The 15,680-nt window shown below is 74.9% G+C and carries 17 protein-coding genes; 10 read left to right on the forward strand and 7 right to left on the reverse strand.

The features are described from left to right. Positions 1-57 precede the first annotated feature (57 nt). The 5 genes from ACWCXC_RS21805 to ACWCXC_RS21825 all read left to right on the forward strand — a co-directional run bounded on the left by ACWCXC_RS21805 (position 58) and on the right by ACWCXC_RS21825 (position 3,906). Complete coding sequence (locus ACWCXC_RS21805) at positions 58-1,215, forward strand: nuclear transport factor 2 family protein (RefSeq protein WP_450890279.1); 1,158 nt, start codon at positions 58-60, stop codon at positions 1,213-1,215. A gap of 200 nt (positions 1,216-1,415) precedes the next feature. Further along, complete coding sequence (locus tag ACWCXC_RS21810; RefSeq protein ID WP_450890280.1) at positions 1,416-1,916, forward strand: protein-tyrosine phosphatase family protein; 501 nt, start codon at positions 1,416-1,418, stop codon at positions 1,914-1,916. Between the two features lie 252 nt (positions 1,917-2,168). Next, positions 2,169-3,077, forward strand: coding sequence for an aldo/keto reductase (locus ACWCXC_RS21815; protein ID WP_450890281.1), 909 nt, complete (start codon positions 2,169-2,171; stop codon positions 3,075-3,077). 95 nt (positions 3,078-3,172) lie between these two features. Then, complete coding sequence (locus ACWCXC_RS21820; protein WP_450890282.1) at positions 3,173-3,448, forward strand: helix-turn-helix transcriptional regulator; 276 nt, start codon at positions 3,173-3,175, stop codon at positions 3,446-3,448. Between the two features lie 20 nt (positions 3,449-3,468). Further along, positions 3,469-3,906 carry a VOC family protein gene (locus ACWCXC_RS21825; protein WP_450890283.1) on the forward strand — a complete coding sequence of 146 codons (438 nt, stop codon included), beginning with the start codon at positions 3,469-3,471 and terminating at the stop codon, positions 3,904-3,906. A 48-nt stretch (positions 3,907-3,954) separates the two neighbouring features. Here ACWCXC_RS21825 and ACWCXC_RS21830 read toward each other — a convergent pair whose 3' ends face one another. Together ACWCXC_RS21830 and ACWCXC_RS21835 are read right to left on the reverse strand one after the other, a co-directional pair. Further along, positions 3,955-4,782: a hypothetical protein gene (locus tag ACWCXC_RS21830; protein ID WP_450890284.1), complete on the reverse strand. Its 828-nt coding sequence runs from the start codon at positions 4,780-4,782 to the stop codon at positions 3,955-3,957. Positions 4,783-4,923: 141 nt separating this feature from the next. Next, positions 4,924-5,982, reverse strand: coding sequence for a phosphotransferase (locus ACWCXC_RS21835; RefSeq protein ID WP_450890285.1), 1,059 nt, complete (start codon positions 5,980-5,982; stop codon positions 4,924-4,926). Positions 5,983-6,200: 218 nt separating this feature from the next. On the opposite strand from ACWCXC_RS21835, the gene ACWCXC_RS21840 reads away from it, so the two are divergent. The 3 genes from ACWCXC_RS21840 to ACWCXC_RS21850 all read left to right on the forward strand — a co-directional run bounded on the left by ACWCXC_RS21840 (position 6,201) and on the right by ACWCXC_RS21850 (position 8,963). Then, on the forward strand, positions 6,201-7,001 hold the full coding sequence (locus ACWCXC_RS21840) for an SAM-dependent methyltransferase (protein ID WP_450686290.1): 801 nt from the start codon (positions 6,201-6,203) through the stop codon (positions 6,999-7,001). Positions 7,002-7,134: 133 nt separating this feature from the next. Then, positions 7,135-7,671 (forward strand): ArsR/SmtB family transcription factor, encoded by a 537-nt coding sequence (locus ACWCXC_RS21845; protein WP_450890286.1) that lies wholly within the window; start codon positions 7,135-7,137, stop codon positions 7,669-7,671. Positions 7,672-7,688: 17 nt separating this feature from the next. Then, the gene (locus ACWCXC_RS21850; RefSeq protein WP_450890336.1) at positions 7,689-8,963 is read left to right on the forward strand and encodes an MFS transporter; all 1,275 of its coding nucleotides are present in this window, start codon (positions 7,689-7,691) and stop codon (positions 8,961-8,963) included. 35 nt (positions 8,964-8,998) lie between these two features. Here ACWCXC_RS21850 and ACWCXC_RS21855 read toward each other — a convergent pair whose 3' ends face one another. Then, positions 8,999-9,829 (reverse strand): class I SAM-dependent methyltransferase, encoded by an 831-nt coding sequence (locus ACWCXC_RS21855; RefSeq protein ID WP_450890287.1) that lies wholly within the window; start codon positions 9,827-9,829, stop codon positions 8,999-9,001. Positions 9,830-9,889: 60 nt separating this feature from the next. Here ACWCXC_RS21855 and ACWCXC_RS21860 point away from each other — a divergent pair, with 60 nt between their 5' ends. Both ACWCXC_RS21860 and ACWCXC_RS21865 read left to right on the forward strand, forming a co-directional pair. Then, on the forward strand, positions 9,890-10,489 hold the full coding sequence (locus ACWCXC_RS21860) for a TetR family transcriptional regulator (RefSeq protein ID WP_450890288.1): 600 nt from the start codon (positions 9,890-9,892) through the stop codon (positions 10,487-10,489). Between the two features lie 165 nt (positions 10,490-10,654). Then, entirely contained in the window at positions 10,655-11,194 is a 540-nt protein-coding gene (locus ACWCXC_RS21865; protein WP_450890289.1) for a hypothetical protein, read from the forward strand. A gap of 52 nt (positions 11,195-11,246) precedes the next feature. Here ACWCXC_RS21865 and ACWCXC_RS21870 read toward each other — a convergent pair whose 3' ends face one another. From ACWCXC_RS21870 to ACWCXC_RS21885, 4 genes are all read right to left on the reverse strand, one after another. After that, complete coding sequence (locus ACWCXC_RS21870; RefSeq protein WP_450890290.1) at positions 11,247-11,951, reverse strand: sulfite exporter TauE/SafE family protein; 705 nt, start codon at positions 11,949-11,951, stop codon at positions 11,247-11,249. 115 nt (positions 11,952-12,066) lie between these two features. After that, positions 12,067-13,413 carry an MFS transporter gene (locus tag ACWCXC_RS21875; RefSeq protein WP_450686310.1) on the reverse strand — a complete coding sequence of 449 codons (1,347 nt, stop codon included), beginning with the start codon at positions 13,411-13,413 and terminating at the stop codon, positions 12,067-12,069. After that, positions 13,410-14,270 (reverse strand): SDR family NAD(P)-dependent oxidoreductase, encoded by an 861-nt coding sequence (locus tag ACWCXC_RS21880; protein WP_450890291.1) that lies wholly within the window; start codon positions 14,268-14,270, stop codon positions 13,410-13,412. Before ACWCXC_RS21880 ends, ACWCXC_RS21875 begins: the two co-directional genes overlap by 4 nt. After that, entirely contained in the window at positions 14,267-15,616 is a 1,350-nt protein-coding gene (locus tag ACWCXC_RS21885) for a flavin-containing monooxygenase (protein WP_450890292.1), read from the reverse strand. The genes ACWCXC_RS21880 and ACWCXC_RS21885 overlap by 4 nt, the downstream gene beginning before the upstream one ends. Positions 15,617-15,680: the final 64 nt, after the last annotated feature.

Below are 15,680 nucleotides of genomic sequence, written 5' to 3' on the forward strand. Positions count from 1 at the left end.
CCGGGCATGCGAACTCTGCGCTTGTCGCATCTCTCGCCGTGCAGCACGGTGGCCCGTATGAACACATCGCACACCGTCGCCGTCCTCGGACTGGGGCGCATGGGGGCCGCCTTCGCCGCACGCCTCGCCTCCCGGGGGTGGGACGTCATCGGCTGGACCCGCTCGGGGCGGCCGGACAGCCCCGTCCGGACGACCGGCGATCCGGCGGAGGCCGTCGCAACGGCGGACGTCGTCGTCCTGGCCCTGTTCGACGGGTCGGCCTGCGCCGAGGTCGTCGAGGCGACGAGCGCCTCGCTGCGGGCGGACGCCGTGGTGGTGAACACCGCCACGGTCTCCCCGGCCGAGGCATCGGCCCTGGCCGGGCTGATCGGCCCGTCGTACGTCCACGCACCGGTGCTCGGCTCCGTTCCGGCGGCGCTCGCCGGCACCCTCGGGATCCTCGCGGCGGCGCGGGAGAGCGCCTTCGACCGCGCGCGTCCGGTGCTCGACGCCCTGGGCACGGTCCGCCGCGTGGACGACGCCGCCACGGCCGCCGCGCTCAAGCTCGTGGCCAACAGCGCGCTCGCCGGCGCCGTTCTCGCCCTGCGCGATCCTCTGCGCCAGGCGGACGCGCTCGGACTCCCGCGCGCCGACGTCCTGGACGTCCTCGAACCGGGCCGGCTCGGCGCTCTCGTGGCGGGCAAACGCCGCTTCCTGCTCGGCGAACCCGCCGAGGGGCACGCCGACTTCACGACGGCCGCCCTGGCCAAGGACATGGCTCTGCTCGCCTCGGCCACGGATGTGCCCCTGCGCAGCGCGTCGGAGCTGGCCGCGACCCAGGCGGGCCCCGACGCCGACATCGCGCTCGCCGCGACGTCCCCCGCTCCCGACGCGGCGGTACGTGCGCCGCTGAGCGCGTACATGCGCGGACACGCCACCGGCGACCCCGCCCACTTCCGCGCGGCCTTCCTGCCCACCGCCAGGATCGAGGGCATCCGCGACGGCGCGTTCGTCTCCTGGGACCTCGACACGTACTGCGCCCTCTTCCCGGGGCACCCGGCACCGGACGAACCGGCCCGCGCCCGCCGCATCGACACGGTCGACGTCCACGGGACCGTCGCCACCGCCGGCATGACGTTGTGGCACGGGGCGGACACCTTCACCGACGTGTTCCTGCTGGTGCATACTGACGTCGGCTGGCGCATCGCCAACAAGGCCTATCACCGCCACGGGTGAGCGCGCTCCTCCCAGGGCCCCGCTCCCCGGGCCCCCGCCCGTTCCGCCCGCCCCGGCGCCGCGACGACCGGCCGGTGAGGGACGTGCGACCGGCGTGGAGGACTCCCACGCGTACACGGGTCCGCCCCGCCGTGCGAGGACCGGCCGAGGCCGGAAGACCGCACCACCTCATCCGTTCCGACCCGAAAGCGGTGTCCCGCATGCGTCCGACCCTGTTCACCGTCGACCTCCCCGGCCCGGGGCGGCTCAGCACCATGGCCCGGCCCCGGGGAGGCGACTGGCTGGAGCCGGAGATGGCCGCGCTGAGGGAGGCCGGTGCCGACGTCCTGGTCTGCGCGCTCACCGAACCCGAACGCGCGGAGCTGGGCCTGACGGACGAGCCGCGCTCTGCCGCGGCGGCCGGCCTGCGCTTCGTGGCCCTGCCCGTCCCCGACCTCGCCGTCCCCGATCGGGCCACCGTGCTGCCGGCCCTGCGCGCCCTCGTCCGGCAATGGCACGAGGGCGCGCACATCGTCGTCCACTGCCGGGCCGGCATCGGCCGTTCGTCCCTCCTCGCGGCAGCGATCCTCGTCCTCGACGGCGTCGACCCCGACACCGCCTGGAGCCGTATCGAGGAAGCCCGCGGCCTCCGCGTTCCGGACACTTGGGAACAGAGGGACTGGCATCCGCTCGCGGAGGGCCCTGCCCGGCAACGGCCGTGACCTCAAGCGCGATCGGGGGACCCGGAGGCGGAGCGACGCCTCCAGGCCGCCCACGGGCGGCCCCCGGACCCCCCGGGGCTGCGGGCCTGCTAAAATCCCTGACCGAAGCACCCGAGCCTTCCTGACGGAGATCCCGCCACCAGGAAGGCTTTTTTGTGTCCGGGGGACGTTCCGCGCCCCCGGAGCCCACGGCCCGGCCCGGGAGAGGGCGACCTACCGCCCCGCCCGACACGCACAAGGAGCACCCCTGCCATGAGCACCCATACGACGACCCCCTCACCGGCCGGCACCTGGCGCCTCGGTGATCTCACCGTCAACCGTGTCGGATTCGGCGCCATGCGGCTGACCGGGACCAAGCCCTTCGACCAGGGAGTGCCCCGCGACCGGGAGCAGTCGATACGGGTGCTCAGGCGGGCCGTCGAGCTCGGGGTGAACCACATCGACACCGCCGCGTTCTACTTCTCCGCGACCCGCTCGGCGAACGAACTGATCAACCGGGCCCTGGCCCCCTACCCGGAGGACCTGGTCATCACCACCAAGGTCTGGCCCGGCCGCGACACCTCGGGCGCGTGGTGGTGGGCGTCCCCGCAGCAGTTGCGCGGACAGGTCGAGGAGAACCTGCGCCAGCTCGGCCGCGACCACCTCGACGTGGTGAACCTCCGTGTACCGCCGAGCCGGAAGGCGGCGCCGATCGGTGAGCACGTCGCCGCCCTGGCCGAACTGCGGGACGCCGGACTGATCAGGCACCTCGGCCTCTCCAACGTCACGTCCGGGCAGTTCGCCGAGGCCCGGTCGCTGGCGCCCGTCGTCTGCGTCCAGAACCCGTACGGGCTCGGCGCCGACGCCGAGAGCCGGGAACTCCTGCGGTTCTGCGGCGACCAGGGCATCGCCTTCGTGCCGTTCTTCGCCATCGCCGGACCGGGCAGCGAGGACGGTCCCGGGCCCACCGAATCCGAGGAGGTGGCGGCCATCGCCCGCGCGCACGGCGCGTCCCCGGCGCAGATCCGGCTCGCCTGGACCCTGCACCAGGGACCGCACGTCCTGGCGATCCCCGGCACCGGCGACCCGGAGCACCTCGCGCAGAACGTGGCGGCCGGCGCGATCCGCCTGTCGGAGGAGGAACGGGCCCGCCTCGACGCGGCCCGCGCGACCGGAGCGTAACGGCGCAACGGGCCCGGACGGCGGCGACGCCCGGTGGCCGGGCCCGGCCACCCTCGCGCACCCACCGCGAGAGGGGCCGGGCGCACAATGGAGGCGTGCCGTCCGCTCCGATCGCCCGCCACCTGGTCCGCGCGAAGGACCTCGTCGACGCCCGCTACGCCGAACCGCTGACCGTGGCGGACATGGCGGGGGCCGCCGCGCTGTCGCCCGCGCACTTCAGCCGCTGCTTCAAGGCCGCGTTCGGGGAGTCCCCGCACCAGTACCTGCTGACCAGACGCCTGGAACGCGCCGCCGCGCTCCTGAACGCCACCGACTGGACCGTGGCCGAGGTCGGGATCGCGGTGGGCGCGCGGAGCATCGGCGGTGGGTGACCGACGGAGGAGGAACGGCCATGACGACGACCCGCATCGCCAACGCCCAGTTCTGGGTGCACGACCAGGACGAGGCGCTCGCGTTCTACACGAAGAAGCTCGGCTGGGAGGTCCGGGCCGATGTGACGATGGAGGCGTGGCGCTTCCGCTGGGCGTGCGTCGGCCCGCCCGGCGGGGAGGGCCCCGCCCTCGTGCTGATGCCCGTGCCCGGCCCGCCGATGCTGGACGAGCCCAGCAGCGGACAACTCTCCGAGCCGGTGGCGAAGGGGGCGGGCGGCACCCTGTTCCTGGAGACCGACGACTGCCGGGCCGCGTACGACGAACTGTCGGCCCGGGGCGTCGAGTTCAACGACCCGCCGACGGTCCGGCCGTACGGCATCGACACCTCGTTCCGCGATCCCTCGGGCAACAACATCCGGCTCACCCAGGTCCTGGAATTCGATCCGGAACGCTCCTGACCACCGCCACGCCCGGACACGCACCGGGCGCGGCCTGCCGGCGCCCGGTCAGACGGGTCCGGCCTGCCCCACGGCAGGGGTACGACCCCGGGACAGCCGCCCGCCCGTCCACGCGAGGCCGAGTGCGGCGCCCACCACGAGGACGCCACCCGGCGAACCCGTCGCCGACGCGGCCCAGGGTGCCCCCGCGGCTAGGATCGCGAGGAGGTGGCGGGGCCGGACGTCCGGGGCCGCCGTGCGCAGCGCGAGGAGCAGCGCGGTGGGCCCCGCCTGCTGAACGAGCCCGAGCGAGACGAGGCTGCCCGACAGCGCCGTGCACAGCGACGGCAGCCACGTCATGACGGCGAACGCCCCCGCGAGCCGGCGGTCCCTCCCGGCCGGAGCGACCGCCGCCGGCATCGCCGCGACCAGGGCCAGCAGCGGAACGAGCCACGCCGGACCCGGCCCGCCCGCCACCAGCGCCACCAGGCACACGGCCGCCGTGCCCCGGGCCGCCGGCCAGCGCCCCAGACAGGCCAGCACCCCGGCCATCAGCACCGCTGTCGCCAGCGCCGTCCCGCCGGTGTCCGGCAGGTCGCCGCCGCGCAGGACGTGCGACAGCGAGGTGGTGAGCCGGGCGGCCGCGACCGCTCCGGCGGCGGCCAGGGCGTAGGGGGCCGCGGCCACCAGGAACCGGCCGGCCGGCCCGTCCGACCCGGTACGGGTGCGTACGCGCACCGCGTGCGCCGCGAGGTCCAGCCGCTCCCGGCGGGCGGCGCCGGGCGAGGCGTCCGCCGTGGCCGCCAGGTACATGTCCAGGATCTCGGCGCCGTGGCGCGCCCGGTAGCGGCGCGGGTAGAGCGCCAGCACACGGAGGGCGGGCCGGGGGTCGGTCATGCGGGGTTCCCGTCCGTTCGTTCGATGAGCGCCCATAGTACGGTCACCTGACTATGGGGCGGTGGCCGGCCGGCACGGTCGCGCGCGGACGGCCCCGCCCCGGGCCGCCGCTCCGTCCGGAACGAGGTTTCCGGCGCGGCGTCAGAGCCAGGCGCGGGACCGGTGCGTGGGAAGCGGGCGCGGGGCCGGGCGGTGGGTGAGCAGGCGGTTGGCGAGGCCGGAGCAGAGGCAGCCCAGGGACGCGAGGTGGTCGTGGTCGCGGGCCAGTCGGGCGACCACGTCGAGGCGGTGGACGAGCCGTTCACGGGCGGTGATGTACCCCCACGTGAAGTCCTTGCCCGGGACCCGGGCGAAGTGGTCCACCGTGCCGCGCTCGGCCCGTTGGACGAGGGAGTCGCCCCGGATCAGCCAGGCCGCGCACGCGTCGGCGAGATCGCCGGGCACCTCGCGTCCGGTGAGGTCCCGCCAGGTCGAGCGGTAGATCCCCTCGGCCTCGGCGAGCGGGGCCCCCGTCACGGACATGGCACACCAGCAGGTGGGAAGCCCGACGCGGAAGTAGGCCAGTTCGATCAGTCCGTTCCCGAGCGAGGCGCCCTCGAAGTCGAGGAAACGGACGCCGTCTCCGGTGTGGACGTCGTTGCCGGGGCACGGATCGCCGTGCAGCAGCGCGTGGTGCGGCGCGGGGTCCAGCCGCACGAGGAGCGCGGCGAGTTCGTCGGGGACCCCGGGCGGCACCGGGACGTCGAGCCTCCGCGCCAGGGCGAGGAAGGACTCGGCGTCGGCGGCCGTGGGCCCCGCCCAGGCCGGCAGCACCCCCGCGTCGCCGGGTCCGGTCAGCGCGTGCAGCCGGGCCAGCGCCTCGGCGTACCCCGGCAGCCAGTCCTCCGGCGTGGCGGATGTGTCGAGGAGTTCGAGCACCATGGTCCGCACCGTGGGGTCCGTGGCCAGGAGGGCGGGCGCGACCGCCGGTGCGGCGGCCCTCCCCGCCAGGCGCAGCGCGGCCACCTCCCGGGCGAACCGGCTGTCCGCGTCGACGCCCGGAGCACCGTCGTCGGTGATCTGCTTGACGGCCACCCGCCGCCCGTCGGACAGCCCCACCCGCCACACCCGGGACCGCGGACTGCTGTCCAGCGGCGTGGCGCGCCGGGGCGCGCCCACGGCGGAGCGCAGGTGCTCGGTGAAGGGTACGGGGGCGGTCATGGGGCGAGGGTAGCCGCGTCGTCGCCCGCCCGTCCTGCTCGTTCGGCCCGATCCGCCCGGCGCGGCAGCGCGCTCCGCCCCGGGGGAGCGTCGGGTTTCCGCCCGGCCAGGGGGAGTTGTGCCTGCCGGGACTGGTGCGAAAGTTGCTGGTGAGGAAACATGGGTGTGCGCGGTACGGGGGTTGTCCGCGTGGCCGAAATGCGACATGAAGAGGGCTGATGACTGGCGAGCAGGGTTTTCAGGCGGCGGTGGACGGGATCGACACGGGGACGCCGCATTCGGCGCGGGTGTGGAACTACTGGCTGGGCGGCAAGGACAACTACGAGGTGGACCGCCGCCTCGGCGCCACGATGGAGGAGCTGTACCCGCAGATCATCGAGATAGCGCGCGCCTCCCGGGCCTTCCAGGCGCGGGCGGTGCGCTACCTGGCGGGTGAGGCCGGGGTGCGTCAGTTCCTCGACCTGGGCACGGGGCTGCCGACGGCGAACGCCACGCACGAGGTCGCCCAGGACGTGGATCCGACGGCGCGCATCGTGTACGTGGACAACGACCCGATCGTGCTCGCCCATGCCCGCGCCCTGCTGACGAGCCGTCCGGAAGGCGCCACGGACTACGTGCACGCGGACATCAGGGATGCGGAAACGGTTCTGCGCGAGGCCGCCAAGACGCTGGACCTCGACCGGCCGGTGGCGGTGATGGTGCTCTCGACGCTGGGGCACGTCGCGGACTCCGACGAGGCATCCGCGCTGCTGCGCACCTACCTGGACGCGCTGCCCTCGGGCAGTTACCTGATGCAGTGCGACACCATCGAGACCCCGATGACGGCGGCCGGTTCCGACGAGTACGCCAGCGGCGGCGCCATGCCGTACATCTCGCGCCCCAAGGAGGTCATGGCGACCTTCGCCGACGGGCTGGAGATGGTGGAGCCGGGCTTCGGCTCCATCAGCCTGTGGCGCCCCGAGGAGCCCTTCACCGGGACCCCGGTCGAGCAGTGGGGCTTCGTGGCCGCCAAGCCGTAACCCTTCGACCGCACCCGCCGGCCCTGCCCGTCCACCCGGACGGACAGGGCCGGCTGGCGTTCCCGGGGGCGGAACGCCGGGCTCCGCGCGAAACCCCTTGCACAATGGTCAAGAAACGTTGACCATTTCTCGCATGCCTGCCGACGATCTCCCCGAGACCTTTCACGTCACCACCGACGAACACCTGCGCGCCGTCTCCAACCTGACGCGCCATCGGATCATGGCCGTCCTCCGTTTCGAGCCCGCGACGATCACGCAGATCGCCGAGCGCGTGGGCTTGGCCAAGGGCAGCTCCAGCTACCACGTGCGGCTGCTGGAGCGGGCCGGCCTGGTGAAGGTCGTACGGACCCGCAAGGTGCGGGGCGTCATGGAGCGGTACTACGCGATGGCCGCGCGCTCGGTCACGCTGCCGGACCCGGGCGAGGGCGGCCCCGATGTGCTGATGCGCCACGCGGTGGCCGACCTGGAGGCGTCGCCGGGGCCGGACCGGCAGGTGCGGATGGCGCATCTGCGCCTGACCGACGCCCAGTTCGCGGAGCTGGGGGAGCGGTTGCAGGCCCTGGCGGACGAGTACCGGGCGCTGTCCGACCCCTCCCTGCCGGACACCTCCCTCGTCTTCGCCCTCTTCCGCCCGGCCTCCGGCACGCGGCCCGAGGAGGGTGCCGAGTGAGCGCGCGCACCCGGATGCTGCCGACCGGATTCGGACGGCTGTGGACCGCTCAGACCGTCTCCTCGTTCGGCGACGGCGTGACCCACGCGGCCCTGCCGCTGCTCGCCCTGGCGCTGACCCGCGACCCCATGGCGCTCGCCGTCGTCACGGCAGCCGGGACGCTGCCGTGGCTGCTCTTCGGGGTGCTCGGCGGGGCGCTGGTGGACCGCTGGGACCACCGCCGCACGATGTGGGTCGCGGACACGGCCCGTGCGGCACTGCTCGTGATACCCGCGGCGGCGGCCGCGTCCGACGCCCTGAGCATCCCCCTGCTCGCGGCCGTCGCCTTCCTGCTCGGCCTCGGCGGGCTCTTCTTCGACACCGCCGCCACCGCCTATCTGCCCGACCTCCTCGACCGCGAGCCGGCACTCCTGGAACGCGCCAACTCCCGTCTGCGCGGCGCCCAGACCGCCATGTCCGGCTTCGCCGGACCGCCCGCGGGCAGCGCACTGCTCGCCCTCGGCCGCGCCGTCCCGCTGCTCGCGGACGCGCTGTCCTTCCTCTGCTCGGCCGTCCTCGTCCGTACGCTGCCCGCCACGCCCCGGCCCGTTGCGCAGGCCCGGGAATCGCTGCTGCGGCAGGCGCGGGCCGGTGCCGCGTACGTGTTCCGGGACCGGGTGCTGCTCGGACTGGCGCTGCGTCCGGCCGTCGGGAACGTGGCGTTCGTCGCCGTCGAGACCGTTCTCGCGCTCTTCGCGCACGAGCGCCTCGGCATCGACACCTACGGCTTCGGACTGCTCCTCACGGCGGAGGCCGCCGGCGGTCTGCTGGGCGCGGGCCTCGCCCCGTACCTCGGCCGGCGCCTCGGCACGGGCACCGCGCTGACCTGCACGGCCGCCGTGGAAGGGCTCGCCGTCCTGGGGCTGGCCTCGGCCCGCGACCCGTACGTCGCCGGGCTGTCGCTCGCCGTCTGCGGCGCGGGCATGGGAGCCACGATGGTGCTCGCGCCCTCCCTGCGGCAGGCCATCGTCCCCGGACACCTCATGGGCCGGGTCGCCTCCACCTCCCGCATGCTCGCGATGTGCGCCGCCCCCGGCGGTGCCTTCCTCGGCGGCTGGCTCGCCACCGCCTACGACATCCGCACCCCGCTCTACGCTTCCGCCGTCCTGCTCCTGACGATGACGGCGGTCACGGCCTCCATGACCAGCAACCGCCGGGTCGAGGCGGCCCGGCGCGCCGCCGCCGAGCCGGAGCCGCCGGACCGTCCGCAGGACGGGAGCGCCGTGCGGGCAACCGCCGCCGACGCGGTGTGAGCGGCCCGCACGGGCGCTGCGCCGGATACGCCGGGTCAGGCGTCGCCCGAGCGGCGCGCGGTGACCGCCACCGTGGTGTACGGCACGGCGACCTCGCCGCCCAGGGCATCGACCACGGCACCGACCTCGTCCAGGACCTCCCGCAGAAGATCCGGCGCGAGCCGGGTCAGGGCGCCGAAGGTGGGGAGCTGGTCCAGCCACTCCTCCCGCGTGTACGTGCGCTCCCAGGCGACGTGCCACTGCTCCGGCGCGTCGAAGAGCCCCGAACTCCGGATCCCGTCGGCGATCCGGGCGAACAGCGGCTGCGCGGCGTCGAGGGCCGAACCCTTCATCAGCCCCAGATCCACGGGGGAGTCCGGAGCGACGCGCCGGTGTGCGTCGGCGAGCGCGCCGGCCACCTCGTCCGGGAGCTGGGGAACGTGGTGGAACGGGGCCAGCAGTCCGCCGGGGCGGAGCACCTGTCCCGCCTTCGCCGCGCCCGCGACCGGGTCCACCCAGTGCCAGGCCGTTCCCGCCACGACCGCGTCGAACCGGCGTCCGGCCGGCTCCCAGTCCTCGAACCGCGCGACCTCGACCGCGACGCCGCCGCGCCGCGCGAAGCCGGCCATCCGCGCATCCGGCTCCACGCCGAGCACGGCGCAGCCGGCCGCCGCGAACTGCCGGGCCTCGATGCCGGTCCCGGCCCCCACGTCGAGAACGTCCCGCCCCGGCAGCGCTGCCACGATCCGCTCCACCAGGTCATCGGGGTACGGCGGTCGGGCGCGGTCGTAGCGGGCGGCGTCAGCGCCGAAGGACTCGGCCAGCCGTCGGTGGTGATGCGGCGCGGACCCGGACGGCCCGGATGGTCCCCGCGATAGAGTGGGCATGTGCCCACACTAGTGGGCGACCGCCCACTCAGGAAGTGGACAGCACCGGGAAGAGGAGCGATGCCGACAGGGGTGCACCTCCGGAACGTGCGCGGCCGGCTGTTCGAGGCGGCCGAGCGCGTGCTGCTCCAGGACGGGCCCAGCGCGCTCACCAGCCGCGCGGTCACGGACGAGGCGGACTGCGCCAAGGGCGTCCTGCACCGGCACTTCGCCGACTTCGACGCCTTCCTCGCCGACCTGGTCCTCGACCGCGTCCGCGCCGTCGACGACCGGACCGCGCTCCTGCTCCGCACGGCCGGAACGGGCGATGTGACCGGCAACCTGGTCGAGGTGCTCCGGGACCTCTTCGGTCCCCTCACGGTGTCGATCGTCGCCCTCCTCACCTTCCGCGACGGTCTGCGGGCCCGGCTGCGCGAGGCCGGTCTCGCCAGCATCCCGCTGGCCGCGCAGGCCACGTCGGGGATCGCCGCCTATCTGGCCGCCGAACGGGAGCGCGGCCGAGTGGCCGAGGACGCCGACATCGACACCCTCGCCCCCACCCTCGTCGGCGCCGCCCATCTCCTCTTCGCCGACCGGACGAGCCCACCGCCACCGGCGGCCGCCGTCCGCAGGACCGTGACGGCCGTCGTCGGGGGAGCGCTGCGCGGCCCGGACGCCTGAGCCCCCACCGGGCTCCGGGCGGGGGCGCGTCGCGGAGGGACCTCGGGATGACGTACCTCCGCCGCGCGGGTGAGGCGGAGGGCGGAGGCATCATCCCCGGGCCGCCCCCACGGCCCGGACTCGCGGCCGACGCCCCGGCGCCGGGCCGCCGCGACGATGGTGAGCATGACCACGAAGCGGCGCACGCACTGCCGACCACCCGTCAACGATCGCTCCGCACCGCCTCGTTGGGCCGTACGCGCCGCCCACATCGTCCCGCTGCTCACCCTGCCCTCGGGCCTCTGGCGCCTGCTGCTGGCGGCCGGGTACCGGGGCGGGTACACGGAGGCCGGATACGCGGCCATGGGCATCGACGGCTGGGGGACGGTGTACGTGATCGGCCTGAGCGCGGTCGTGGAGGCGCTGGCCCTTCTGACGCTGGGTCTGGTGCGGCCGTGGGGCGAGAGGGTGCCCGGCTGGATCCCCTGGCTCGGCGGCCGGCGGGTCGCCGTGTGGGCTGCGGTCGTCCCGGCCGCCGTGGGCGCGGTCGCCCTGACGGTGCTGTGGTCGCCGTTCGCCCTGTGGTGGACGGTCCCCCACGACGGGATGACCGGTATGGGCGCCCTGGTCGCCGGGCTTCTCTACCTGCCGCTGGTGGCGTGGGGGCCGCTGCTCGGCGCGGTCACCGTCGCGTACCACCGCCGTCGGCGCGCCGAGGGCCGATGACAGGGCGCGCCCACGCGTCCGGCCTGCCTGTCCGCCTGTCTGCACGTCGGCGTCAGCTCAGCGCACTGCCCACCAGCGTCAGCCCGCCGGCGCAGGACACCGCCAGGACCCCGATGCGCGTCGCCGTCGCCGGCAGCCGGGGCGCGGACACCATGCCCGCGCCCGCGCCGACCGCCAGGGCGGCCACGGCCGGCCAGGACGGCAGCGCGAACCCGAGGACCGCGGCGGTGACGAGGTTCTGGACGAGGAAGAAGGAGTGCAGCGTGGCCCGGGTCTCGCGGGCGGGCCAGCCCGCGTTGGCCGCGTAGAGACCGACCGGCGGCCCGCCCACACCGCCGATGACATTGAGTCCGGCGCTGCCCAGGCCGGTCAGCCAGGCGCCCGCCGGAGTGTTCAGGAACGACGAGCGCACCCCTCGGCCGAGGAGCGCCACCCCGACGAGGACCCCGCAGCCGGCCGCCGCGGCCAGGGCACGGGTGTCCACGGCCCCCAGCAGCCAGGCCGCCACCGGCGCCCCCACGACGGCGGGCAGCAGGAGCCGGCCCGCGTCACGGGGCCGGGTGTGCCGCCAGTCGCGCGACAGCGGCAGCAGGGAGGCGGCCACCGCGAGGACCAGGACCATCGCCACCCCCTCGTGCGGCCCGTACGCCGCGATCAGGACCGGAGCCGCGATCAGCGAGAAGCCCATGCCCGTCGACGCCTGCGCGAACGCCCCGAGGGCCACCGCCGCCACGGCGGCCTGCTCCCACGCGCTCACCGCGCACCGCCCCGCCGCAGGCTTCCGTCCCGCGCCGCCCGGACCGGCGCACCGCTCCGACCGGTCGGATCCGCCGCCATCGTCCCCACCCCTCTCGTCACGCGCTCCCGCACCCTCACGCCGCCGCGAGCACACAGCGCCGCTGGAAACGCAGCGCCACCCCCATCAGCACCGCCGGCACGCACGTGAAGCCGACGAGCAGCGCGGTCAGCGCCGTACCGGACTGGCCGGCGGACGTGCCGGCCGTGCTGGAGACGAACCCGCCCGCCGCCAGAACCGCCGCGTACACATACGGCCCCACGGCCGTTCCCGTCGCCTCGGTCGCGGTCCAGACCCCCGTGTACGCCCCCGCCTTCGCCGCCCCGGCCGCCGCGATCGCGTCGGGCAGCATCGAGAACGCGAACAACTGCAGCCCCGCGAACGCCACGCCCATCACTATCACCACGGCGGAGGTGGCCATGACACCCGGTGTCCCGCTCAGTGACACCGCCGGAAGCAGGACCAGTGATCCGGCCGCGAACACGCCCTGGGACAGCAGCAGTCCGCGCTGCTTGCCGTGCCGGCGCGACCAGGCCGTCCACACCGGCGCGGCGAAGAGCGCGGGACCGAGGAACAGTCCCATGAACAGCGCGGTGAGCCCCGGCGCGTCGAAGACGTACGCGGTCACGTAGGGCAGCGCCGCGAGGAAGAGATGCGTCGTCGTCCCCGTGAACAGGTACGACAGCACCAGCGCCCGGTACGGGCGGTCCCGCCAGGCCAGGCGCAGATCGGGCAGGGGGGAGTGGCCGGTCCGTACGTCGGGCGTCCGGAAACCGCAGGCGTCCGTGAGTCTGCGCACGCCGACGAGGGCGACGGCCGCCGAGCCCGTCATGGCCGCCGCGAGGACCGCCGCCATCAGGGCGTAGTCGCCCCGCCCGCCCGCCGAGGACAGCGCCGGAGCGGCGACGCCCGCGCCGAGGAGCCCCACGGTCAGCAGGACCATGCGGAACATGAAGACCCGGGTCCGCTCGTGGTAGCCGATCGGAAGGTCGGAAGGAGTCGTCAGATACGGCACCTGGAAGCCGGCGAACAGCAGATTGCCCACCACGAACCAGCAGCCCACCCAGAGGGCGGCCGCCCCTCCGCCCAGCCCCGGCGGCACGCTGAACATCGCCACCATGGCCGGCCCCAGCAGCAGCCCGGACCGCAGCATGCGCCGCCGGTGCCCGAACCGCAGCGCCTCCCGGTCCGAGCGCGAACCCAGCAGCGGATGGACGACGATGTCGACGACCTTGGGCAGCAGCAGCGTCAGACCGGCCGCGAACGCGGGCACGCCGAGGACGTCCGTCAGGAAGTACAGCAGCAGCAGCCCCGGCACGGTGACCCAGACGCCCATGCCCACCGAGCCCGCCGCGTACGCCGACAGCACGCCCCGGCCCGGTGGCCGCTCCGGCGTGACCGGGGCGGCCTGAGCGGCCGTCACGTCCCGCTCCGGTGGCGCTCGACCACTCCGGCGGCGAGTTCCGCCCCGTCGAAGACCCCGGTCCGGGCCCGCGCCGCGAGCGTACGGGCCACGACGCGGTCGGTCAGCGCGGGCAGATGCCGGGCGAGGAAGAACTCCACCGCACCCCGCCGGGTCGTGGTCACGTCCCTGCGGGGCCGTCGGGCCAGCGCCGTACGGACCAGCGCGTCCACCACCCCGTCCAGCGGCTCGTACACGCTCATGCCCTCCAGCGAGAGACCCGCGGCCCGGGTCGAGTCGTGGATCGGGCTGCGCACCGCCGAGGGGTACACGCAGCTGACCGAGACGTGCGTGCCCAGCTCCAGACGCAGCGCGTCGGCGTAGGCGACCATGGCCCGCTTCGACGCGCCGTACGCGGCGGCCAGCGGCAGTTGCATCACCGCCATCCGCGAGGTCACCATGACCACCCGTCCGCGCGCCGCGACCAGCGCGCCCACGCAGGCGGCCGTGACCCGCCACGTCCCCAGCAGATTCAGCTCCAGCTGCCGGCGCACCTCGTCCCCGGGCGCGTACTCGGCCGGGGCCGGTCCGCCGACGCCCGCGTTGTTCACCAGCACGTCCAGACCGCCGAGCACCTCCAGGGCCCGCGCGACGGCGGCGGCCGTTTCCGCGTCGTCGGTGACGTCGCACGGGATCACGGGGAAGGGCTCGTCGCCCCCGGGGCGCAGATCGAGACCGACCACCCGCGCTCCCGCACGCGTCAGCCGCTCACCGAGGGCCCGGCCGATGGTGCCCGAGGCTCCGGTGACGAGGACCCGTCGCCCGCGTGCGTCGTGGCGGGCGGCGGAGGAGAAGGGGAAACCGGAGGAAGAGGTCATGACACATCTGCTTTCGTGGTCGACGCGTGGACGAGGGCGCCGCGGGCGGCCCGGCGGACACCGGCCCGGATCTCGCGGGGAAGCGCGGTCACGTACCGGTCGAAATCGATCCGCATCACCGGTCGCCGGTCGCCCCAGCGCCCGACCGCGGCGGCGCGGGCACGCTCCACCGCCGAGCGCTGCTCGGCCGGTGAGGGCAGGGCGTACCGCCCCGCGAGATACGCGGCGACGAGCCTGCCCTGCGCCTCGACGACCGGCAGGGCGGCACCGGTGGACTGCATCAGGCCGACGAAGGTGAGCGTCGGGTCGTCGAGGTGGAAGACCCGCTGGTAGAGGGGGAGTTCTTCGGGGTCGTCACCGGTCCAGTCGCGGCCGAGGAACGGCATCGTCACGTGGTAGCCGGTGGCCCACACGATCACGTCGACGTCGTCGGCCGCACCGTCCGTGAAGACCACCCGGCCTCCGTCGAGCCGTGCGATGCCGGGCCGGGCGACCACCTCGCCGTGGGTGAGCCGGTGCAGGATCGTGTCGCTGACCGTCGGATGGTTCTGGAACAGCCCGCCCGCCGGACGTGGCAGCCCGTAACGCTCCGGGGTGCCGACGGCCAGGCGCAGCACGCTCTCCGCCACCTTCTGCCGGATCCGCCACGGCAGCACCGCGAGGGCCCCGCCGGTCGCGTCCGCCGGACGGCCGAAGAGGTACTTGGGAACGATGTGCGTACCGTGCCGCGCCGACAGCAGCACGGGGCCCGAGGACACGTACGAGGCGTCCACGGCGATGTCCATCGCGGAGTTGCCCATGCCGACGACGAGGACCCGCCGCCCGGCGAACAGGTCCGGGCTCCGGTAGTCGTGGGCGTGCGTCTGCACGCCGTCGAACGCGCCCGGATAGGCGGGAGAGGGCCATTTCGGCTCGCGGTTGTGCCCGTTCGCCACGACCACGGCGTCGTACACCTCCACCACCGGCTCCCCGCCGCGCCGGGTGGTCACCTCCCATCCCGTGCCGCACCGCCGCACGGTCCGGACCTCGGCGCCGAAGCGGACGCGCTCGGTGACCCCGAAGGCGTCCGCGTACGCCGCGAGATAGCCCCCGACGAGCGCCGCCGAAGGAAAGTCCGGCCACGCCGCGGGCATCGGGAAGTCCGCGAACTCGGTCCGCCCCTTGCTGGTGTTGAGATGCAGACTCCCGTACGCCGGCGTCGCGCCCTCGTCGTCCGGTGCCCACAGGCCGCCGACGCGCTCGCCCCGCTCCAGGACCGTGACGTCCAGACCGTCGTCGAGCAGCGCCTTCGCGGACGCCAGCCCGGCGGCACCGGCACCGATCACCGCAACCCTCGTCGCACCCATGCCACGCCCTCTCTTCCGTGAGGGCGCTCATTCAATCGAATGATGGAGAAGAGCGCAATCGTCT

This window comes from Streptomyces sp. NPDC001515 (assembly GCF_053597115.1).